This window comes from Limnohabitans sp. MMS-10A-192, from assembly GCF_003063335.1.
Classification (GTDB): Bacteria; Pseudomonadota; Gammaproteobacteria; order Burkholderiales; family Burkholderiaceae_C; genus Limnohabitans_A.
The window spans coordinates 357,265-377,715 of sequence record NZ_NERX01000001.1 but is presented as its reverse complement, the minus strand read 5'-3'; the positions used below and the strand labels follow the sequence as shown (position 1 = coordinate 377,715).

The window sequence follows — 20,451 nt, the reverse complement described above, 5'->3', positions numbered from 1 at the left end:
CCCTCAGCTTTGCGCCACTTTGGCTTCGGGCGGCACCACGGCGTTGCCCATGACCTCGCCCACGGGGGCGACCTTGTGCTGGCCCGGCGCCTGGATGCCCACATGCGGGAACACCAGCTCGGCAAAGCGGTAGGCCTCTTCGAGGTGCGGGTAACCCGAGAGCACAAAGGTCTCGGCCCCGATGTCCTGGTATTCCTTCAGGCGGCGGGCGATGGTTTCGCCGTCGCCCACCAGCGCGGTGCCCGCGCCGCCACGTACCAGACCCACGCCCGCCCACAGGTTGGGGCTGATTTCGAGCTTGGCGCGGTTGCCACTGTGCAGCGCGGCCATGCGTCTTTGGCCTTCCGAATCCATGTGGGCGATGTTGGCTTGCGCCTTGGCAATGGTGGCGTCGTCCAGGTGCGAGATCAATCGGTCGGCCGCAGCCCAAGCCTCGTCGTTGGTCTCGCGCGGGATCACATGCAGGCGCACACCGAACTTGACCTTGCGCCCGAGCTTTTCGGCACGGCGGCGCACGTCGTTGAACTTCTTCTCGACCTCGGCTGGGGGTTCGCCCCAGGTGAGGTACAGCTCGACCTGCTCGGCAGCAAGGTCATGCGCCGCATCGGACGAGCCGCCGAAGTACAAGGGTGGGTAAGGCTTTTGCACCGCCGGGAACAACTGCTTGGCGCCTTTGACCTGGATGTGCTTGCCTTCGTATGTGACTTCTTCGCCCTGCAGCAGTCGCGTCCACACATGCAGGAATTCGCGGGCGTGTTCGTAGCGCTCGTCGTGGCTGAGGAATGTGCCATCAGCTTCCAGATCGGCCGAGTCGCCGCCCGCCACCACATTGACCAGCAAGCGCCCACCGCTCAGGCGGTCGAGCGTGGCAGCCTGGCGTGCAGCCACCGTAGGCGAGATGGTGGTCGGCCGCAGCGCCACCAAAAATTTCAGACGCTCTGTGACCGGGATCAGGCTGGCGGCCGAAATCCAGGAGTCCTCGCAAGAGCGGCCCGTGGGCAGCAGCACCCCGCCGTAACCCAGCGCATCAGCGGCTTGCGCCACTTGCTTCATGTAGGCGTGGTCCACGGCGCGGGCGCCTTGTTGCGAGCCAAGGTAACGGCCGTCGCCGTGCAGGGGGATGAACCAAAAAATGTCCATGGTGTTCTCTCAGTAGGGGGTCAGCTCAAGTCCACCGGCGCGGCGTGCAGCAAGTTGAGCTTTTTGGGGATCAGCTTCAACTCGAAGAAGGTGTCGGCAATCGACTGCTGCTCGGCCAGGATGTCGCGGTTGACCACCGCGGTGCCAAAGGCCGAGCGGTTGAGGTACAGCTCGGTGATGGACTTGTCGAGACCCAGCACGGCCGACAACTCGGCGGCAGCGGCCTGCTTGTTCTTGCTGGCCCAGGTGTCGATCGCGTTGATCTCTTCGATGGCGATCTTGAGCACATCGGGGTTCTTGGTCGCGAAGTCACGCGAGGTGAAGTAGTAGGCGCGGTTGTTCACCACACCCGAGGCATCGGCCAGCAGGCGGGCGTCGAGTGTTTTTTGCGCGGCGGCGAGGAACGGGTCCCAGATGATCCAGGCGTCGATGGCGCCTTTTTCAAACGCGGCACGGGCATCGGCGGGCGGCAAGAAGATGGATTGCACGTCACTGTATTGCAGGCCATTTTTTTGGAGCAACTTGACCAGGAAGTACTGAACGTTGGAGCCTTTGTTGTAGGCCACTTTTTTGCCCTTGAGGTCGGCCACGGTTTTGATAGGCGAGCCTTTGGGCACAATGATGGCTTCGAGCTTGGGGCGGGGCACGGTGGCACCGGCATAGACCAGCGGCGCGCCTGCGGCCTGGGCAAAGATGGGGGGCGCTTCGCCCACGTCACCGAAGTCAATCGACCCGACATTGAGCGCTTCGAGCTGCACAGGACCGGCGTTGAACTCGGTCCAGGCCACGGTCACGCCCAGCGGGGCCAAACGCTTTTCGAGCGTGCCCCGGCCTTTGAGGATGGACAGCCAGCCCTTTTGGTTACCGATGCGCAGCACGCGTGGGGCCTTGTTTTGCGCCCAAGCGGCAGAGGTGCCCAAGAGTGCGGTGGCGGTGGCCAAAAACTGGCGGCGAGAAATGTCAAATGCAAAGGTCATGGTGTGTTCTTTCGGGCTTGAGAGGCAAGGCTTCGCCCTGCCCGCGCATGCGGGTTCTTCAAAAAAGGGTTTGAGGGGAAAAGCTGGTGAACAGCGGGCGCTGTTCACACCAGGCATCAGACGCTACATCGCACTTCAGAAAACGGCACCGACTTGAAGCGCCCAGCGTTGGACAAACCCTGGATCAGGTTTTCCACCACCAAGGTGTCCACTGCTTCGTCCAGACGGGCGCCAATGTCCTCGGCAACTCGGTAGCTGCCCTCCGGCGTCACGATCACTTGCGCATCGGTGGCGTAAATGCCGGGCAGGATGTGCTTGGCGCCGAGCGACTGCAGCACGGGGCGCAGCGCGTAGTCCAGCGCCAGCATGTGGTGCGGGCTGCCACCGGTGGCCAGAGGCAGCACGGTTTTGCCTTTGAGGGCGGTTTGCGGCAGCAGGTCCAAAAAGACTTTGAGGATGCCGCTGTAGGCCGCCTTGTAGACCGGCGTGGCCACCACCAGCACCGAGGCCTGGGCCACCAGCTCTTGCGCGGCCAGCACGGACGGGTGCCCAAAGTCGGCCAACAACAAGGCTTGCGGGTTGAGGTCGCGCACCCGCAGGCGCTGCACTTGCACACCCCGGCTTTCGAGACGTTGGCCTGTGGCCTCCAGCAATGCCGCCGTGCGTGAGCGTTCCGACGGGCTTCCTGCAATCAATAAAACAGACATGTCAGCTCCTGGCTTCAGATCAACGGCTGATCAGTTCTTGGTGTAAATCTGGTCGAAGCTCGCGCCGTCGGCAAAGTGGTCTTTGGCCGCTTTGGTCCAGCCCCCAAAGGCCTGGTCAATCGTCACCAGATTCAGCTTGGGGAACTGTTTGGCGTACTTGGCCTGCGCCTTGGGCGAGATGGGGCGGTAGAAGTTCTTGCCCGCGATGTCCTGGCCTTCGTCGCTGTACAGGTACTCCAGATAAGCCTGAGCCACAGCGCGGGTGCCTTTCTTGTCCACGTTTTTGTCGACCACGGTCACGGCGGGCTCCGCCAAGATGGACAGCGAGGGGTAGACCACATCGAACTTGGCCGAGAACTCTTTTTCGAGCAGGTAGGCCTCGTTTTCCCAGGCGATCAGCACGTCACCCTGGTTGCGCTGGGCAAAGGTGATGGTCGAGCCACGTGCCCCGGTGTCGAGCACGGGCACGTTTTTGTAGAGCGCGGCCACGAAGTCTTTGGCTTTGGCGTCACCGCCCAATTTGCGCTTGGCAAATTCCCAAGCGGCCAGGTAGTTCCAGCGCGCACCGCCCGAGGTTTTGGGGTTGGGCGTGATCACCTTCACGCCGGGCTTGACGAGGTCGTCCCAGTCCTTGATGCCTTTGGGGTTGCCCTCGCGCACCACCAGCACGATGGTCGAGGTGTAGGGCGAGCTGTTGTGCGGCAGGCGCTTTTGCCAGTCCTTGGGGATCAGCTTGCCGTTGTCGTGCAGGGCGTCGGTGTCACCGGCCAGGGCCAGGGTGGCCACATCGGCGTCGAGGCCGTCAATGATGGAGCGCGCTTGCTTGCCCGAGCCACCGTGCGACTGCTTGAAGCTCACGTCTTGACCGGTCTTGGCTTTCCAGTGTTTGGCAAAGGCTTGGTTGAACTCCACATACAGCTCGCGAGTCGGGTCATACGACACATTGAGCAGGCTGACCTGCGCCTGGGCGGCCAGACCGCTCAGGCCCAAAACGGCGGCGGCGATCAGTTGAGAAAATGGGCGTTGTTTTTGCATGTTCGGCTTTCAAAATGGCTTCGTCTTTTTGACGATGGGTGGATTCTGAAAGCCATTCCTTAAAACTCAAACGACTGAATAATCATTTCCAAATGAGTTAAACATCTATAAAACTGCGTTGCATGGGCAGATCGCCCCCATCCATCACCTGGGCACCGCCGTGATCTGCACAGGCACATGGACCAGGTACAGGCCCGCCTTGGCATCGCGCCGATTTTGCAAAAGGGCATGCACGGGCAAGCGCAACTGGCGATGTTCACCGGGGGCCAGCCGCACACTGGCTTGCAAAGTCCGTCCTCCGTTGTTGCCATCGCCCCAGCGCTCGGCGCATTGCACGTCAAGGAAAAAATCAACGGCCAAAGCGTCTTGACTTGACTGGAGCATGGCCGTGTGCGCGCCCATGCTCGAAAAGCCCACCGTAATATCCACCGTGCGCACGGTTGGCGACAGGTTCTGACACGCGACGATGACCTCCCCTTCGCCCTGCACCTGGGTGGGCCGCTGCTGCGTCAGCGTGCCAAAGCTGAGGCGGGTCGATTGCAAGGTGCATTCGACCGGAGCATCCAGCGCTGGCGCCGCTTGCGCAAGCTCAAGACAGGTCAGAACAAGGCAGGCCAACCCGGCCAGAATTCGCACGCACGCCCTTGTGGGCCCACACCAGACGGGGTCCACAGCGCGCTTGATGGTCGGCTTGTTCATGGCGTTTCGCTCCAGACGCAAAGCCATGGGCCCAGTCGCGGCTGAGGATCGTGGCCGACCGGGTGCGTCACAGACATTGGGCAGGATTTGCCCTGCAGGCGCACCGTCAACTCGGCTTGTGCAGGCAAGTTTTGCAGATAGACCTCGCCGCGCAGGCCGACCGGCGCCGTCTCGCCACTGGACTGCACATGCACGCTGGCCCCCACCGGCACAGGACGACCGTCTGGCAGGACCAGCACCACCAAGGCGGGCCGTTCACGCACGACCGAAAAATCCACCAGCACACCGCCGCGCCCTCGCGGGATGGCCGTGATCTCGTGGCTGGCAACGCGGTATTGCAGCGGCACATCTTCAGGCTTGATGGCCAGCAGATTCTTTTGGTAAGGACTGAGCGTGGTGACCAAGGCCATGCCGCGTGAATCGCTGACGGCCACAGGCAAGTTCCAACGGTAGACCGGTATGTCGGGGGCATCGCCTGTCGAAACCAGCGCAAAACCGCCGTGGATGGGCGGACCATAAAACCCATGCCCCGCCAGCAGCCCCACACTGCCCGCCGTACGGGCCCGCCACGACGCACCGTTGGCGCTGCTGACCACATCCAGGCCCTGCTCGCCAAGGTCCGAACGCATGTCCATGCCCGCGCTCACGCGGGTGCGCTCTGGGGTGCCCGCCGCATCGCTGGCGGCCAGACCCAAGCGCCAGGCCAGGCCTTTGCCCGTCAAGGGGGCGGTGGCGTAGTCGGTGCGCGCACTCAGGCCTTGGCCTTGCTTTTGCACGCTGGCACTCCAGAACGCCCGCCGCTCCAGAGGCAGGCTGACCATGAACTGAAGAAGTGTGTTGCCGGCGGTGTGCACAGCGCCCAGCGACACATTCGCAGAGCCCACGCTTTTAGACCAGCCGATGCTGCTGATCGCACGCGTATGGCCTGACCAGTCCGAAAGGCTGCCCAGGCTCACGCTGACGCTGCCCAGCGACCGGCCCAAGGCGCGCGCCGCAAACAAGCGCAACTCGTCTCGTGGGCGGTTGGCGGCCTGCGTGGTGTCGCCCAGCAGTTCAAACCCTGAGGACGCACGGCTGTAGCTGGCCCCCATGCTGGCACGGCTGTCTTGCCATTGGGCCGATGCGCCCAGCCTTTGCCCGGCCCCTGAGGGGGCGTGGCTGAGGGCCAAGTTGAGGTTGCCGATCACATCGCCGAACAAGACCGTGGTCGCCCCGGCCCCAGCGCTGCTCTGGCGCGCGCTGAGCGCTGCGCCCGCGTCCAGCGTCCATTGGCGCGTGATCCCCCACCGGTGCGAACTGGCCAGAAACGGTGTGGCGTATCGGTCAAGCTCCGGGCGCAACCAAGCTGCGGTGTAACTGAAGCCGTGCAGCCCCTGGCGGTAAAGGCTGGCCGTGTGCAGATAGGGCACCGCGATGAGGCGCTCATTGTTGAGTGCATCGCGGATGAGCACATTGACCATGCCATTGACCCCCACGGTGGGCAGCCCCGTGATTTCAAATGGCCCGGGCGCCACCGTCACCGGCGCACCAACGCGCCGGTCGTTGAGGAAAAATTCCAGCGTGCTGGGCAATCGGGCCGAGTCAAAAAGTGTGGGGGTTTCCAGCGTGGAAAAGGCCGGGTTGAGTCCGAAATTGCTCTGCCAGGTGATGCCCCCGTAGCGAACGCTGGGCACCCCTGTACCTGCCTGCAGCACCGCGTCGCCCACAGACCACGTCGTCAGGTGCTCGGGGTCGTCGCGCAAAAACGTGGTGCCCAGGCGAATGAATTTTTTTTCGGCCGAAGGGCCCAAAGCGGCCTGGCTTGAATCGACGGATCGCAGCGCCGTCGTCAACTCCAGCAAGCCCGCCGGGCCAAACCATGACAGCATCTGGGTGCTGCCCTGCGCGCTTGCGGCACCGCCACCATGGCTCGCTTGCAGGGTGTAGTTGAGCAAGGCCCCCACCGGGGCTGGCAGGGGCTGACCGGCTTGCATCGCCTTCAAATTCAAGCGAGTGGGGGCATACCAGTCGGGCGCGACATTCAGTGAGACGCGCAAGTGCTGGGTGTCAATCGCCACGGCCATGCCTTCGTGTCCATCCAGCGGCACCAGCGCTACCCCCTTTTGCACAAAGGGCGGAACATGCTTTGCAAACCCCAGCGCCAGAAAGTCCTTGTTGGCCATGGCGGGGTGCAAGGGGTCGTCCAACACCAGCAGGGCAAACCCCGCTTGCGCCACCCCGTTGACGAGCACTTCGTAAAAACCACTGCTCGGATGGCCTGCGTTGGCTGCGGTCGACAAGCTGCACAGGCCACCGATAGCCAAGCAAATCAGCGCAAGTAAATGCCGCACTGCGCTGAGGCATGCGCTAAAACGCATGCGGCCGCACGTCAGCATCCGGAACGAGCTCCACCGCCTCACGGTCTGCCGACTGCACCACGATCCGCCAGGGCAGCGGCGACTTGTCACGGGGAAGCACAAAGCGCCATTCACGCCACGCATGGGCCAACACCGTGGTGCGTTGGCGGTGGGACAACTCGGCTGGCGGCGTCGGGCCTGCTTGGCGCGTCAGACCCACCATGTTCAGGACCACATGGCTGGAAGACAGGTTGTCCGCCCGCACGCGCAAAGCGCCACCCTCCTCGCGCATCTGCCAGACCAAGTGGCGCGGCTCAGCGCCTTGGCTGGACGCCACAAACACGGGAATGGCGTACTGCATGGCAAATTGAACCAGCCCACGCTCGCCCGTGTGGTCACCGGGCCGGGGCACCTCGGCCAGCAGCAGCCGATAGGACTGCTCCAGCGGCAAGCGCACGGGATTGCGAAACCCCATCCGCACCACTTGTGATGCAGCAGGGGCCAAGGTGAACAAAGGAGGGCTGGCAATGAAGTCTTGCGTGGCCTCATAGCGGTCTTGCCCGTCGATCTGCTGCCACTGCAGCACGGTGATTTGGTAAAGGACCTCGCGCTGCCGGTCATTGCGCACCGTGATGATCGCTCGGCCATCTGGCGACACATTGACGATGACCGGGGAAATCGTCACCGCGGCCTGGATGGACAGACTCACCCATGCCAATGCCCAAGCGTGCAGCCTGCCCAGCAAGCGGACCCTGCGCTTCAGCTTGAAAGCAAAGCGCATTCCAAATGCGAAGCAAGCACCGTCAGAATGCAATGGTGATGACAACCGTGTCGACATAAACGCCTGCTGGCTGGGCCACCGTCTCTGCACCCACGATGCGACCGTAAATGGGCTTATCCTGGGCTAAACCGTTGCCAACGGTCGAGGTCAGCAAATTGTTGTTGGCCGCCAAAGAGGATGTCGCTGCGATCTCTGTCGCACGGGCAGGCTCTTGGTAAACCACGTATGGCAATCGGTTGGCCTCTGAGGCCATTTGCCTGCGGTACTGGATGCCCGTTCCGCCCGTGGTCGTGTGGTTCTGACCATCCCCCAAGTCCAGCGTGTAAGTGGTGCCGGCGGTGCAAACGGCCGACACAATGGCCTCGGTGTCCTTGGTGACCCCGGGCAACACCACGCCAAAGGCCATGGGACTGGCAGAGACCGAACAAGCCGACTCAATGGTCGCACTCACCGTCAAGTTGCCCGTGTTCGTCGCCGCATGGCCCGTCACCGTCAGGCAAACGACCAAGCATGGGAGCCACTGGCGGAGATGTCGCGGGGTCAAGTTAAAGCGCATGATTTTTCCTTTTCAAAACCGACTTCAGGCCCTCAGAAGGTGAAGCACCCAAGGGTTTGCCCCAAGGTACGCCTGAAAGTCACGCCTGTCTGTGCGCTGGCACCTTGTCATCGCAGGGTGGACCGCCTCCATCGGAGCAAAACACCCCCCTTGCCAATGCCTTAAACTGCCACCCCATGAACACCCCTGCCCGCCCCATCCGCAGCCAATACGAAGACTTCATGCGCCACGTCTACACGACGGGTGTGCAAAAAGGCGACCGCACCGGCACCGGCACGCGCAGTGTGTTTGGCCACCAAATGCGTTTTGACCTGAACGAGGGCTTCCCGCTGGTGACCACCAAGAAGGTTTTTTTGAAAGCCATCATCGTGGAGCTGCTGTGGTTTTTGCGCGGCGACAGCAACGTGAAATGGCTGCAAGAGCGCGGCTGCACCATCTGGGACGAATGGGCGCGCGAAGACGGCTCGCTGGGCCCGGTGTATGGCGTCCAATGGCGCAGCTGGCCCACCCCGGGCGGTGGCCACATTGACCAGATCCAGCAGGTCATGGACACGCTGAAAAACAACCCCGATTCGCGCCGCATCATCGTGAGCGCCTGGAACGTGGCAGAACTCGACCAAATGGCGTTGATGCCTTGCCATGCTTTCTTCCAGTTCTACGTGGCGCCGCCGCAAAAAGCAGGTGACAAGCCCAAACTCAGCTGCCAGCTGTACCAGCGCAGTGCCGACATCTTTTTGGGCGTGCCCTTCAACATCGCCAGCTACGCGCTGCTCACCCACATGGTGGCCCAGCAGTGCGATATGGACGTGGGCGACTTCATCTGGACCGGCGGTGATTGCCACATTTACAGCAACCACCACGAGCAGGTCGAGTTGCAGCTGAGCCGCACGCCCATGGCCTACCCCACACTGAATATCAAGCGCAAGCCCGCGTCCATCCTGGACTACGCCTACGAAGACTTTGAAGTGCTGGGCTACGAATGCCACCCGGCCATCAAGGCACCTGTGGCGGTTTGATGAAGCTCCATCTGATTTATGCCCGCGCCCGCAATGGCGTGATCGGCGCGAACAACACCCTGCCCTGGCACCTGCCTGAAGACTTGGCGCATTTCAAGCGCACCACGCTCGGCCAGCCGGTGATCATGGGTCGCAAGACTTGGGATTCCTTGCCGCCCAAGTTCCGCCCCTTGCCCGGCCGCATCAACATCGTGGTGACGCGCCAGGCCGATTGGCAAGCCGAAGGCGCTTTGCGCGCGGGCTCCATCGAAGAGGCCATGCAGCAGTGCCCAGAGGCCACCGATGCCTGGGTGATTGGCGGCGCCGAGATTTACGCGCAGGCCGAACCCCATGCCAGCAGCGCGGTGGTCACCGAAATTGACCAGGATTTTCAGGGGGATGCTTTTGCCCCTGCACTCGGCCCCGGCTGGCAAGAGGCCCAGCGCGAATCGCATGTGGCGGCCAGTGGCTTGCCCTTCAGCTTCGTCACTTACCAACACCACCTCTGAGGAGACACCATGTCAGGACACGGTTTTCACGTTCACGGCCCCCACGACCACGAGTTGGAACACGCCGCCCAAGGCCATGGCGATGGCCACACCAGCTCGATCGCGATGTTCACGGCGGTGATCGCCACCGTGGGCGCCTTGTTTGGTTACATGGGTGGCGCCACACAGGCCAATGCTGGTTTGTACAAAAACAATGCCGCCATCAAAAAGACCGAAGCGTCCAACCAGTGGAACTACTACCAGGCCAAAAGCAGCAAGCAAAACCTGAGCGAGCTGGCCTTGGAGTTGACCCCTGCCAAGAAAGACTTCTACCAAGACGAGATCAAGCGTTACAAAGGCGAGAAAGCCGAGATCAAAGTCGGCGCTGAAAAGCTCGAAGCCGAAGCCAAGGCCTGGGACGAAAAGTCTGACGAGCAGATGCACCAGCACCACCGCTGGGCGCAAGCCACCACCGTGCTGCAAGTGGCCATTGCCATGGCGGCGATTGCCCTGCTGTCCAAAAAGAAATGGCTGGAATACGTCATGTACCTCGCAGGCACTGGCGGTGTGGTGATTGGCGTTTTGGCTTACCTGCACATTTGAGAGACCCGGTGCTTCATGAAAATCGCGACCTGGAATGTGAACTCGCTGTCGGTGCGCTTGCCTCAAGTGCTGGACTGGCTCGCCGCCAACCCCACCGATGTGCTGGCCTTGCAAGAACTCAAGCTGACCGACGACAAGTTCCCGGTCGCCGCTTTCACCGAAGCCGGTTACCAAGCCCACTGGTTTGGGCAAAAGACCTACAACGGCGTGGCGCTGATCTCGCGCAGCGAAGGCGTGGAGGTGGTCAAGAACATCCCCGGTTTTGAGGACGACATGTCCCGCGTGATTGCCGCGACCTACGGTGACGTGCGCGTGATCGGCGCGTACTTCCCCAACGGCCAAGCGCCCGACAGCGACAAGTTCGTCTACAAAATGCGCTGGCTCGATGCGCTGCGCGACTGGGTCAAAGACGAGATGACGCGCCACCCGAATCTGGTGCTGCTGGGTGACTACAACATCACCTTCGACGCGCTGGACATGTGGGACCCGATCGCACTGGCCGGCACCATCCACTGCACCGATGCCGAGCGCGAAAAGCTCCAAGCCCTGATCGACTTGGGGCTCACGGACAGCTTCCGCCTGTTCGAGCAGCCCGAGAAAAGCTACAGCTGGTGGGACTACCGCGAGTTCGCCTTCCGCCGCAACCGGGGCCTGCGCATCGACCACATCCTGATTTCGCAGGCGCTCAAGGCCCGCGCCACGGCCTGCGTGATCGACCGTGCCCCCCGCAAGAACGAGCGCCCCAGCGACCACGCGCCGGTGGTGCTGACGCTGGGCGACTGAGCTTCGTCGGCAAGCCCCACGCCAAACCCCCTCATGTCATCCCGGACTTGATCCGGGATCCATGGATGCATGAGGTCATGCAAGCCAATGGTGCTGACACTGAACAGTTGAGCTTCGTCGGCAACCCGACGACCAAGCCCCCTCACGTCATCCCGGACTTGATCCGGGATCCATGGATGCATGAGGTCATGCAAGCCAATGGTGCTGACACTGAACAGTTGAGCTTCTTCGGCAACCCGACGACCAAGCACCCTCATGTCATCCCGGACTTGATCCGGGATCCATGGATGCACAAGCACTTGAGGTCAATGGAGATGGATCCCGGGTCAAGCCCGGGATGACATGCCTGGATAGGGACGACATGCCTGGCCCGGGATGGCATGCCTGGCCCGGGATGGCATGCCTGGCCCGGGATGGCATGCCTGGCTTGGGATGAAATGCTTGGCTTGGGATGACATGCCTGGATTGGATTGACATGCTCGTGTTCGGGATGACCTGCGCTCATTCGTGGTCACAGGATCTCCAGGGGAATGACGGTTCAAGTCGCAGACGGCATCAAGAACTCTCGGCTGATGCGGCCGCCCAGCACGTTCACACGGTCCAGGAACTGCGTCAAATAAGCGTGCAAGCCGGTCGCCAAAATCTCATCGATGCGGCCAAAGGCCAGCTCGGACAACAAGCGCCCGGCATCGCGCAGGGTGTCACTGTCCGGGTCATGTGCCACCAGCTTCAGATTCGACAAGACCTCGTTCAGGCTGGCGTGCAGCGAGCGTGGCATGTCGGGGCGCAAGATGAGCAACTCGGCCACCCGCTCGGGGCGGATCACATCGCGGTAGACCTTGCGGTAGACCTCGAAGCCGCTGACGCTGCGCAAGATGGCGCTCCAGTGGTAGAAGTCGTATTCCTGCGTGCTTTCTGCACCGGCCGTGTTGTATTGCGGTGCGCCAAAGAAGTCGTTGTTCATGGCGTGGAACTTCACGTCCACCAAACGCGCCGTGTTGTCGGCCCGCTCCAAAAACGTGCCCATGCGCATGAAGTAGAGCGACTCGTCCATCAACATGGTGCCCACCGTCACGCCGCGTGACAGGTGCGAGCGGAATTTGACCCACTCGAAAAATTGGCCTGGGTCGCGCTCGAACTCGCCGCTTTTGAGCATGCGGTTGACTTCGAGCCAAGTCTGGTTTTGCGTCTCCCACACCTCGGTGGTCAGCGTGCCGCGCACGGCACGTGCGTTCTCGCGGGCCGCCCGCAGACACGAGATGATGGATGAAGGGTTGTCCACATCCTTGACCATGAAGGCCATCACATCGCGGGGGGTGATGGTTTTGTACAGCGCCAGGTACGCGGGCAGCAATTCGCTGATCGACAAGATGCCTTCCCAACCGGCCTCCACAGCGGCGGCGGACTGGGGCAAGAGCGAGGTCTCGTAGCTCACATTGAGCATGCGGGCCGTGTTCTCGGCCCGCTCCATGTAGCGGGACATCCAGAAAAGGTGGTCAGCGGTGCGGCTCAGCATATTTTTTCCTTGGTGTGTCATGCCCGACGGGTCGGGTATCCGTGGATCCTCGGGTCAAGCCCGAAGATGACAGGGGTGAAATCAGGACAAGGGGTGAAATCAGTCCTGCAATATCCAGGTGTCTTTGGTGCCGCCGCCTTGGCTGCTGTTGACCACCAAAGAGCCTTCTTTCAAAGCCACGCGCGTCAGGCCCCCGGGCACCATCTGCACCGTGCGGCCACTCAGCACAAAGGGCCGCAGGTCAATGTGGCGCGGGGCGATGCCGCTCTCGACGTAAGTCGGGCAGCTCGACAGGCTGAGCGTGGGCTGCGCGATGTAGCCCTCGGGGTTGGCCAGCAGCGCACCGCGAAAGCGCTCGATCTCTTCTTTGGTCGAGGCCGGACCGACCAACATGCCGTAGCCGCCTGCGCCGTGCACTTCCTTGACCACCAGGTCTTTGAGATTGGCCAAGGTGTATTGCAAGTCGTCTGGCTTGCGGCACATGAAGGTCGGCACGTTTTTGAGGATGGGTTCCTCGCCCAAGTAGAACTTGATCATGTCGGGCACATAGGGGTAGATCGACTTGTCGTCGGCCACGCCCGTGCCCACCGCGTTGCAAATCGCCACATGGCCAGCTTTGTAAGCGTCCATGAGGCCAGCACAGCCCAGCGTCGATGTAGGGCGAAACACGTTCGGGTCCAAAAAGTCGTCGTCCACCCGGCGGTAGATCACGTCCACCCGCTTGGGGCCGCGCGTGGTGCGCATGTAGACGAATTTGTCTTTCACGAACAAGTCTTGCCCTTCGACCAGCTCCACACCCATTTGTTGCGCCAAAAAGGCGTGCTCAAAGTAGGCGCTGTTGTACATGCCGGGCGTGAGCACCACCACCGTGGGCTCGGCCGTGGTGGCGGGGCTGCTGGCGCGCAGCGTCTCCAACAACAAGTCGGGGTAATGCGCCACCGGGGCCACGCGGTGCTGGCTGAACAATTCCGGGAAGAGCCGCATCATCATCTTGCGGTCTTCCAGCATGTAGCTCACGCCGCTGGGCACGCGCAGGTTGTCTTCGAGCACGTAGTATTCGCCGTTGCCGGCGCTGTCAGGGGCACGCACGATGTCGATGCCGCTGATGTGCGAATAGATGTTGTTGGGCACATCCACACCGACCATCTCGGGGCGGAACTGCGCGTTGTTTTCGATTTGCTCGCGGGGGATCACCCCGGCCTTCAAGATGTCCTGGTCGTGGTACACGTCGTGGATGAAACGGTTGAGGGCCGTGACGCGCTGCACCAGACCGGCCTCCATGCTTTTCCACTCCTGGGCGGCGATCACGCGGGGGATCAGGTCAAAGGGGATCAGGCGCTCGGTACCGGAGCCGTCTTCGTCTTTGTCGCCATAGACGGCAAAGGTGATGCCGACACGGCGGAAAATCATCTCGGCCTCTTCACGGCGAGCGGCCATGGTCCGGGGATCTTGCGCCTGCAACCAACGGGCATAGGCCTCGTAGTGTTTTCTCACCTCGCCCGCATCGCCTGATGCAGGCAGGCGGCTGTACATCTCATCAAATTGGCGCATAGCTTCTTACTCCTGCACACAGGTTAGCAAGATGCGTACCCACTTCGATTGACGGCGGTCAAGGCGCTGCGTGGTGCCAATAGCGGCGCGAGCGCTCGCGCTCGCACACCAGCTGTTTGGGTGCATCGCTGCGCCAGGTGGCTGCGCCGCAGTGCACGCTGTCCACCACGCGGATGCGCAGGCCTTCATAACGGGCCAGCACCGCAGGTGCCGGGTGGCCAAAGCGGTTGCGGTAGCCCGCTTGCACCAGCGCCAGCTGGGGGGCCAAGGCCTGCAAGAACTCGGGGGTCGAAGAGGTCTTGCTGCCGTGGTGCGGCACCAGCAGCAGATCCACCGGCGCCAGCCCTGCCGCCACCAAGGCTTGTTCTTGCGGCGCTTCAATGTCACCCGCAAGCAAGACCGAACGCAGGCCATCGCTGATGCGCAAGACGCAGCTGAGCGCATTGGGCTTGATCGGCTTGTCCGGCGGCAGCTGGGGCGCCGCCGTGGGGTGCAGCACCTCGAAACGCACACCGTCCCAGACCCAAGCTTGGCCACGGTGGCAAGGCTGCGAGCTGGCGGCCAGCGCATGCAAGGGGTGCCCGGCTTCCAGCGATGACCACAGCGCCGCCTGCGGCTGCATGGCCAATATCGCGGGCGCGCCGCCCGTGTGGTCGGTGTCGCGGTGGCTGAGCATCAGCACATCCAGCCGCTCGGCCGTCTGCGCCAGCAGCGGCACCAGCACGCGGTGACCGGCATCGCTTTCGGGCGAATAGCGCGGCCCGGCGTCGTAGAGCAAACTGTGGCGCGCCGTGCGCACCAAAACAGCATTGCCCTGCCCCACATCGGTGATGAGCAATTCAAAAGTACCCAGAGGTGGGCGCGGCGCTGTCCAAAACAGTGCGGGCCACAGCAAGGGCAGGCTCGCCAGCTTCCAGGACAAGGGCCAGCGCGACACCCACAACAGCGCCGCCAACAGCGCCAAGACCGCAAACCCCCAAGGCGGCAAAGCCAGGCTCACACTGGCAAGCGGCCAACTGGCCATCCAGACCAGCAATGCGGTCAAAGGCTTCAGAGCCCAAGCGGCCAGCACCGCCCAACCCGACCAAACCACGCCCAGCATGGCCAGCGGCGTGACCACAAAACTCACCCAGGGAATGGCCACCAGATTGGCCAGCAAGCCCACCACCGAGACCTGCCCAAAGAACAGCAAACACAAAGGCGCCAGCGCCAGCGTGACCACCGATTGCTCGCGCCACAAACCCCAGATGCGGCCCGCAACATGGCGCCACGACTGACCCCACCATTCCTGCCCCCTCCATTCGCCCTGCAAGGCGCCACCTTTTGCATGAAAACGTGCAAGGCACAGGGCACGCAAGCGGTGCACCAGCCCCGACTTGGTGCTGGGGTCAGGATGCACCGGTGTCGCCTCCTGCGCAGCATCCTGCATCGGTGCGCCCGGCCAGCGTTGATCGGTCCACACCAGCACGGCCACCGCCACAAAGCTCAGCCAAAAGCCTGGCTGCAGCAGCGCCCAAGGGTCGAGCGTCAAGACGACTGCCGCCGCCAACAGGCACACCAGCGTGGCAGACCATTGCCTGGCCGACAGGCGCAGGAGCACCACCACACCGAGCATCCAGACCGTGCGCTGCGCCGGCACCCCCCAGCCGCTGAACAAGGCATACACAAGCGCCAAAGCCAGCCCCGCCAAAGCCCCCACCTGCGGCGCAGGCCAGCGCAAAGCGCCGCGAAACCCCCACAGCGCCGACCGGCGCCAGCACCAGCCCACCGTCATGGCGGCGAGCCAGGCAAACATGGTCACATGCAGCCCGGAAATGCTCATCAGGTGCGCCACCCCGGTGGCCCGAAACACATCCCAGTCGCTGCGGTCAATGGCGGCTTGATCGCCCGTGACCAAGGCCACCACGATGCCCGCCACATTGGGCGCGCGCCCAGCGCCGTCGGCAGCGACACCGGCGTCCGCCACCGCACCGAGCCGCGTCTGCAAACGATCGCGCACCGACTGCCGCCACCACTCCACCGGGTGCGACCCAGTCTGCCCCAGGCGCTCTGGCGCAGGCTGGCCCGGCCCGGCACGCACCACACCGGTGGCCCGAATGCCCTGCTCCCAAAGCCACAGCTCGTAATCAAAACCGCGCGGGTTCAGGTTGCCGTGTGGCGCTTTCAGGCGCGCCCGCAAGCGCCAGCGCTCACCGGCCTGCACGGGCTCGGGCAGGGGCGACAGGTTCCAGCCGCTGTCGGTCACGCCGTCCTGCCCATACCAGCCCAGATAAATCTGCTCGGGGACTGGCACTTGGTGCCGTGTGGCCCCCTGCCCGCGCCAGGCCGATTCGACCCGAAAACGAAAACGCCAGCCCATGTCCTGCTTGTGCGGCATGGCCTGCACCACGCCCACCAGCTCCAGATCCTGACCTTCCAGTTCGGGGGCAATCGATGGCAGCTTCCACAGCGCATGCCAAGCCGTGCATGCAAAAGACAACAGCGCACACGCCAAACACACACCGATGAACGCGCGCATGCGGCGCCAAGCAGGCCAGCACAAGCCCGCCAAAGCCAAAACCCCCATGGCGCCATAGACCGGTGCGGACCACAGCAGGCTTTGCTGAAGCTGCAAGGCCACCCCGGCACACCAGGCCAGCAAGGCCGGTGCCAAACCCTGCGCCCAACGCAAGGACATCATGGCGCGGCCTCATGGCGGGCAACGCTGCGCTTGGGCCTGCTGGGCAAGCATGGCATCTTCAGCCTCCCTGGATTGGCTGTTGGGGTCGCCAATCTCTGGGCTGGCGCGTGTCTTGCTAGTTTAAAAAGCCCAAGCTGCATTTGTCATGCGTGCAGCCCCTGTTGCGCTTTTAAAGATATGTCGATACACGTTGCCCTGCACCACGTTACCCATTACACCTACGACCGACCGGTTCAATTGGGGCCCCAAGTCATCCGCCTGCGCCCGGCCCCGCACAGCCGCAGCCGCATCCTGAGCTACAGCCTCAAGGTCGAACCCGAAGAACACTTCATCAACTGGCAGCAGGACGCCTTTGCCAATTACCAGGCGCGCTTGGTCTTTCCGAAAAAAACCACCTCGTTCAAGGTCACGGTGGACGTGGTCACCGAGATGGCCGTGTTCAACCCCTTTGACTTCTTTCTGGAGCCCTCGGCCGAAGAAGTGCCGTTCAAGTACGCGGACCTGGTCAAAGAGGAGTTGCAGTCTTACCTGGTCAAGGACAACAAGACGCCCAAGTTCAAAAAATACCTGGCCAGCATGGACCGCAAGCGCCAACGGACCATCGACTTTCTGGTCCAGATCAACCAGCGCCTGCACCAGGACATCCGTTACACCATCCGCATGGAGCCCGGCGTGCAAACGGCCGAGGAAACCCTGACCCTGAAAAGCGGCTCCTGCCGCGACTCGGCCTGGCTCTTGGTCCAGCTGTTTCGCCACATGAACATCGCGGCCCGCTTTGTATCGGGCTATTTGATCCAGCTCGCCCCGGACGTGAAATCGCTCGACGGCCCCAGCGGCACCGAAGTCGACTTCACCGACCTGCACGCCTGGTGCGAGGTGTATTTGCCCGGCGCAGGCTGGGTGGGGCTGGACCCGACCTCGGGCCTGCTGGCCGGTGAGGGCCACATTCCGCTGGCCTGCACACCGCAGCCGTCTGCAGCGGCCCCGATTGAGGGCCTGATGGACAAGGCCGAGGTCGAGTTCAGCCACGAGATGAGCGTGACGCGCATCCACGAGTCGCCCCGCGTGACCAAGCCCTACACCGAAGAACAATGGGCCGATGTGCTCCAGCTGGGCGAGCAAGTGGACGCGCAACTGGTGGCCGAAGACGTGCGCCTGACCATGGGCGGCGAGCCCACCTTTGTGGCCACCCAAGACCGCGATGGCGCGGAGTGGAACACCGACGCCCTGGGGCCAACGAAGCGCGGCCTGGCCACCGAGCTGGTGCACAAGCTGCGCCAGCAATACGGCCAAGGCGGCTTCTTGCACTTTGGCCAGGGCAAGTGGTACCCGGGCGAGCAGCTGCCGCGCTGGGCGCTGAGCATCTACTGGCGCGCCGATGGCACGCCCTGCTGGCAAAACCCCGAGGTGTTTGCCGACGAGCGCGAGCCCAGCCACTACACCAGCGCCGATGCCCAGCGCTTCGTGCAAGGCCTGACACAGCAACTGGGCTTGCCCGCAGACACCGTGCTGCCCGGCTACGAAGACACCTGGTACTACCTCTGGCGCGAACGCCGATTGCCGGTGAACGTGGACCCGTTTGACGCCAAGCTGGACGATGAGATGGAACGCAACCGCTTGCGCCGCATCTTCAGCCAGGGCCTGGACCTGCCGGTGGGCTATGTGCTGCCCATTCAGCCCGTCGAAGCGGCCACACCCGAGCTGACGGGTTCAAAGTGGCAAACCGGCCGCTGGTTTCTGCGTGACGAGCGCATGTACCTGATGCCCGGCGACTCGCCCATGGGCTGGCGCCTGCCGCTGGACTCGCTGCCTTGGGCCGCGCCGACCGACCGCTGGCACATGATTGAGCAAGACCCGTTTGCGCCACGCTTGACCTTGCCCGCCGCCGCCCCGCTGGCCATGCAGTCCCGCATCGGCAAGGTGGCGGTGCCCGCAACGCCCACCCACCCAGCTGCTGCTAAATTCAAGTCCGATCCCTCGGTGGTGCGCACCGCCCTGTGTGTGGAAGTGCGCGACCCGAACCGCGCGAACGGCCCCAAAGTCGAGGCCGAGGCCGAGGCCATGGCCAAAGGCGAGAAATCGGGTGTGAAGTCCGGCGTACTTTACGTCTTCATGCCGCCCCTGGCGCGTCTGGAAGACTACCTGGCCTTGGTCAGCGCCGTGGAAGCCACCGCCCTGAAGCTGGGCATGAAGATAGTCATGGAAGGCTACCCGCCACCCCGCGACCCGCGCCTCAAACTGCTGCAGGTCACGCCCGACCCCGGCGTGATCGAAGTCAACATCCACCCGGCCCACAACTGGACCGAGCTGGTCGAGCACACCGAGTTCTTGTACCAGGCCGCTTTCGAGACGCGCCTCTCGGCCGAGAAGTTCATGACCGATGGCCGCCACACCGGCACCGGCGGCGGCAACCACATGGTGATGGGCGGGGCCACGCCTGCCGACAGCCCCTTCTTGCGCCGCCCTGAGGTGCTGGCCAGCCTCATCCTGTATTGGCACAACCACCCCAGCCTGAGCTATTTGTTCAGTGGCATGTTCATCGGCCCGACCAGCCAGGCCCCACGGGTGGACGAAGCGCGCAACGACCAAGTCTATGAGCTGGAGATCGCGCTGCGCGAGATCATCCGCAACCGCCAGAAGTACGGCGCCGACATGCCGCCTTGGCTGGTGGACCGCACCCTGCGCAACATCCTGGTCGACGTCACGGGCAACACCCACCGCAGCGAGTTTTGCATTGACAAGATGTACTCGCCCGACAGCAGCACCGGCCGCCTGGGCCTGCTGGAGCTGCGGGCGTTTGAGATGCCGCCCCACGCCCGCATGAGCATCGTGCAGCAACTGCTGCTGCGTGCGCTGGTCGCCCGCTTTTGGGATGCGCCCTATTCAGCGCCCGTGACCCGCTGGGGCACCGAGCTGCACGACCGCTTCATGCTGCCGCACTGGATCCACAAAGACTTTGACGACGTCTTGACCGAGCTGGGCGATGCGGGCTTCCACTTTGACCCGAGCTGGTTCGCCCCGCATTTCGAGTTCCGCTTCCCACTGGTCGGTCAGGTCAGGGTGGACGGCGCGGTGCTGACGCTGCGCAACGCGCTGGAGCCCTGGCACGTCATGGGCGAAGAAAGCTCAGCAGGCGGCACCGCCCGTTATGTAGACTCGTCGCTGGAGCGCATCGAGGTGCATGTGACGGGCATCAACCCCTCGCGCCACACCGTGACCGTCAACGGCAAACCGCTGCCCCTGCAGCCCACCGGCGTGGTGGGCGAGTACGTGGCCAGCGTGCGCTACAAAGCCTGGAACCCGCCTTCGTCGCTGCACCCCAGCATCGGCATGCATGCACCGCTGACCGTGGACCTGGTGGACACCTGGATGAAGCGTTCATTGGGCGGCTGCCAGTACCACGTCGTCCACCCCGGTGGCCGCAGTTACGACACCTTCCCGGTCAACGCCTACGAGGCCGAAAGCCGCCGCCTGGCCCGCTTCTTCCGCATGGGGCACACCCCGGGCGCCATGAAACACCAAGCCGCACTGGGCTCTAACGCCACGCTGCACGCCAGTCCTGAGTTCCCGTACACTCTGGATTTGCGCAAAGCCTGAGCGACAA

The 20,451-nt window shown here is 63.2% G+C and carries 16 protein-coding genes; 5 read left to right on the top strand and 11 right to left on the bottom strand.

From position 1 onward, the window contains the following. Positions 1 to 3: 3 nt before the first annotated feature. The 8 genes from ssuD to B9Z43_RS01900 form a co-directional block, all read right to left on the bottom strand. Complete coding sequence (ssuD, locus tag B9Z43_RS01935) at positions 4 to 1,140, bottom strand: FMNH2-dependent alkanesulfonate monooxygenase (protein WP_108322462.1); 1,137 nt, start codon at positions 1,138 to 1,140, stop codon at positions 4 to 6. A gap of 20 nt (positions 1,141 to 1,160) precedes the next feature. Then, on the bottom strand, positions 1,161 to 2,117 hold the full coding sequence (locus B9Z43_RS01930) for a sulfonate ABC transporter substrate-binding protein (protein ID WP_108323133.1): 957 nt from the start codon (positions 2,115 to 2,117) through the stop codon (positions 1,161 to 1,163). Positions 2,118 to 2,233: 116 nt separating this feature from the next. Next, positions 2,234 to 2,824: an NADPH-dependent FMN reductase gene (gene ssuE / locus B9Z43_RS01925; protein ID WP_108322461.1), complete on the bottom strand. Its 591-nt coding sequence runs from the start codon at positions 2,822 to 2,824 to the stop codon at positions 2,234 to 2,236. Between the two features lie 30 nt (positions 2,825 to 2,854). Then, positions 2,855 to 3,859 carry a sulfate ABC transporter substrate-binding protein gene (locus tag B9Z43_RS01920; RefSeq protein ID WP_108322460.1) on the bottom strand — a complete coding sequence of 335 codons (1,005 nt, stop codon included), beginning with the start codon at positions 3,857 to 3,859 and terminating at the stop codon, positions 2,855 to 2,857. A 144-nt stretch (positions 3,860 to 4,003) separates the two neighbouring features. Further along, positions 4,004 to 4,558: a spore coat protein U domain-containing protein gene (locus B9Z43_RS01915; protein WP_158270053.1), complete on the bottom strand. Its 555-nt coding sequence runs from the start codon at positions 4,556 to 4,558 to the stop codon at positions 4,004 to 4,006. Further along, positions 4,555 to 6,915, bottom strand: coding sequence for a fimbria/pilus outer membrane usher protein (locus tag B9Z43_RS01910; RefSeq protein ID WP_158270463.1), 2,361 nt, complete (start codon positions 6,913 to 6,915; stop codon positions 4,555 to 4,557). Before B9Z43_RS01910 ends, B9Z43_RS01915 begins: the two co-directional genes overlap by 4 nt. After that, positions 6,905 to 7,675 carry a molecular chaperone gene (locus tag B9Z43_RS01905; protein ID WP_158270051.1) on the bottom strand — a complete coding sequence of 257 codons (771 nt, stop codon included), beginning with the start codon at positions 7,673 to 7,675 and terminating at the stop codon, positions 6,905 to 6,907. The genes B9Z43_RS01910 and B9Z43_RS01905 overlap by 11 nt, the downstream gene beginning before the upstream one ends. A gap of 22 nt (positions 7,676 to 7,697) precedes the next feature. Then, positions 7,698 to 8,231, bottom strand: a complete 534-nt coding sequence (locus B9Z43_RS01900; RefSeq protein ID WP_108322456.1) for a spore coat U domain-containing protein — start codon at positions 8,229 to 8,231, stop codon at positions 7,698 to 7,700. Between the two features lie 176 nt (positions 8,232 to 8,407). Here B9Z43_RS01900 and B9Z43_RS01895 point away from each other — a divergent pair, with 176 nt between their 5' ends. Genes B9Z43_RS01895 through xth form a run of 4 tightly spaced genes read left to right on the top strand, consistent with a single transcriptional unit; the run spans position 8,408 to position 11,100 of the window. Beyond that, positions 8,408 to 9,247: a thymidylate synthase gene (locus B9Z43_RS01895; protein WP_108322455.1), complete on the top strand. Its 840-nt coding sequence runs from the start codon at positions 8,408 to 8,410 to the stop codon at positions 9,245 to 9,247. Next, positions 9,247 to 9,735 carry a dihydrofolate reductase gene (locus B9Z43_RS01890; RefSeq protein ID WP_108323131.1) on the top strand — a complete coding sequence of 163 codons (489 nt, stop codon included), beginning with the start codon at positions 9,247 to 9,249 and terminating at the stop codon, positions 9,733 to 9,735. Before B9Z43_RS01895 ends, B9Z43_RS01890 begins: the two co-directional genes overlap by 1 nt. A gap of 9 nt (positions 9,736 to 9,744) precedes the next feature. Continuing rightward, positions 9,745 to 10,317, top strand: a complete 573-nt coding sequence (locus B9Z43_RS01885; protein ID WP_108322454.1) for a DUF4337 domain-containing protein — start codon at positions 9,745 to 9,747, stop codon at positions 10,315 to 10,317. Between the two features lie 15 nt (positions 10,318 to 10,332). After that, positions 10,333 to 11,100: an exodeoxyribonuclease III gene (xth, locus tag B9Z43_RS01880; protein ID WP_108322453.1), complete on the top strand. Its 768-nt coding sequence runs from the start codon at positions 10,333 to 10,335 to the stop codon at positions 11,098 to 11,100. A gap of 538 nt (positions 11,101 to 11,638) precedes the next feature. Here xth and B9Z43_RS01870 read toward each other — a convergent pair. From B9Z43_RS01870 to B9Z43_RS01860, 3 genes are all read right to left on the bottom strand, one after another. Next, a complete protein-coding gene (locus B9Z43_RS01870) occupies positions 11,639 to 12,616 on the bottom strand; it encodes an alpha-E domain-containing protein (RefSeq protein WP_108323128.1) in 978 nt (325 codons plus the stop codon). Positions 12,617 to 12,715: 99 nt separating this feature from the next. Beyond that, a complete protein-coding gene (locus B9Z43_RS01865; protein ID WP_108322451.1) occupies positions 12,716 to 14,167 on the bottom strand; it encodes a circularly permuted type 2 ATP-grasp protein in 1,452 nt (483 codons plus the stop codon). Positions 14,168 to 14,225: 58 nt separating this feature from the next. Continuing rightward, positions 14,226 to 16,847, bottom strand: coding sequence for a DNA internalization-related competence protein ComEC/Rec2 (locus B9Z43_RS01860; RefSeq protein WP_108322450.1), 2,622 nt, complete (start codon positions 16,845 to 16,847; stop codon positions 14,226 to 14,228). A 177-nt stretch (positions 16,848 to 17,024) separates the two neighbouring features. On the opposite strand from B9Z43_RS01860, the gene B9Z43_RS01855 reads away from it, so the two are divergent. Then, positions 17,025 to 20,444, top strand: a complete 3,420-nt coding sequence (locus B9Z43_RS01855; RefSeq protein WP_108322449.1) for a DUF2126 domain-containing protein — start codon at positions 17,025 to 17,027, stop codon at positions 20,442 to 20,444. Positions 20,445 to 20,451 lie beyond the last annotated feature (7 nt).

What these genes read in the sequence shown, in the direction of transcription:
- B9Z43_RS01885 (WP_108322454.1), top strand. Translation starts at nt 9,745, where the DNA reads ATGTCAGGACACGGTTTTCACGTTCACGGCCCCCACGACCACGAGTTG.
- B9Z43_RS01920 (WP_108322460.1), bottom strand. Translation starts at nt 3,859, where the DNA reads ATGCAAAAACAACGCCCATTTTCTCAACTGATCGCCGCCGCCGTTTTG.
- ssuE (WP_108322461.1), bottom strand. Translation starts at nt 2,824, where the DNA reads ATGTCTGTTTTATTGATTGCAGGAAGCCCGTCGGAACGCTCACGCACG.
- ssuD (WP_108322462.1), bottom strand. Translation starts at nt 1,140, where the DNA reads ATGGACATTTTTTGGTTCATCCCCCTGCACGGCGACGGCCGTTACCTT.
- B9Z43_RS01905 (WP_158270051.1), bottom strand. Translation starts at nt 7,675, where the DNA reads ATGCGCTTTGCTTTCAAGCTGAAGCGCAGGGTCCGCTTGCTGGGCAGG.
- B9Z43_RS01910 (WP_158270463.1), bottom strand. Translation starts at nt 6,915, where the DNA reads ATGCGTTTTAGCGCATGCCTCAGCGCAGTGCGGCATTTACTTGCGCTG.
- B9Z43_RS01870 (WP_108323128.1), bottom strand. Translation starts at nt 12,616, where the DNA reads ATGCTGAGCCGCACCGCTGACCACCTTTTCTGGATGTCCCGCTACATG.
- B9Z43_RS01890 (WP_108323131.1), top strand. Translation starts at nt 9,247, where the DNA reads ATGAAGCTCCATCTGATTTATGCCCGCGCCCGCAATGGCGTGATCGGC.
- xth (WP_108322453.1), top strand. Translation starts at nt 10,333, where the DNA reads ATGAAAATCGCGACCTGGAATGTGAACTCGCTGTCGGTGCGCTTGCCT.
- B9Z43_RS01860 (WP_108322450.1), bottom strand. Translation starts at nt 16,847, where the DNA reads ATGATGTCCTTGCGTTGGGCGCAGGGTTTGGCACCGGCCTTGCTGGCC.
- B9Z43_RS01900 (WP_108322456.1), bottom strand. Translation starts at nt 8,231, where the DNA reads ATGCGCTTTAACTTGACCCCGCGACATCTCCGCCAGTGGCTCCCATGC.
- B9Z43_RS01865 (WP_108322451.1), bottom strand. Translation starts at nt 14,167, where the DNA reads ATGCGCCAATTTGATGAGATGTACAGCCGCCTGCCTGCATCAGGCGAT.
- B9Z43_RS01930 (WP_108323133.1), bottom strand. Translation starts at nt 2,117, where the DNA reads ATGACCTTTGCATTTGACATTTCTCGCCGCCAGTTTTTGGCCACCGCC.
- B9Z43_RS01855 (WP_108322449.1), top strand. Translation starts at nt 17,025, where the DNA reads ATGTCGATACACGTTGCCCTGCACCACGTTACCCATTACACCTACGAC.
- B9Z43_RS01895 (WP_108322455.1), top strand. Translation starts at nt 8,408, where the DNA reads ATGAACACCCCTGCCCGCCCCATCCGCAGCCAATACGAAGACTTCATG.
- B9Z43_RS01915 (WP_158270053.1), bottom strand. Translation starts at nt 4,558, where the DNA reads ATGAACAAGCCGACCATCAAGCGCGCTGTGGACCCCGTCTGGTGTGGG.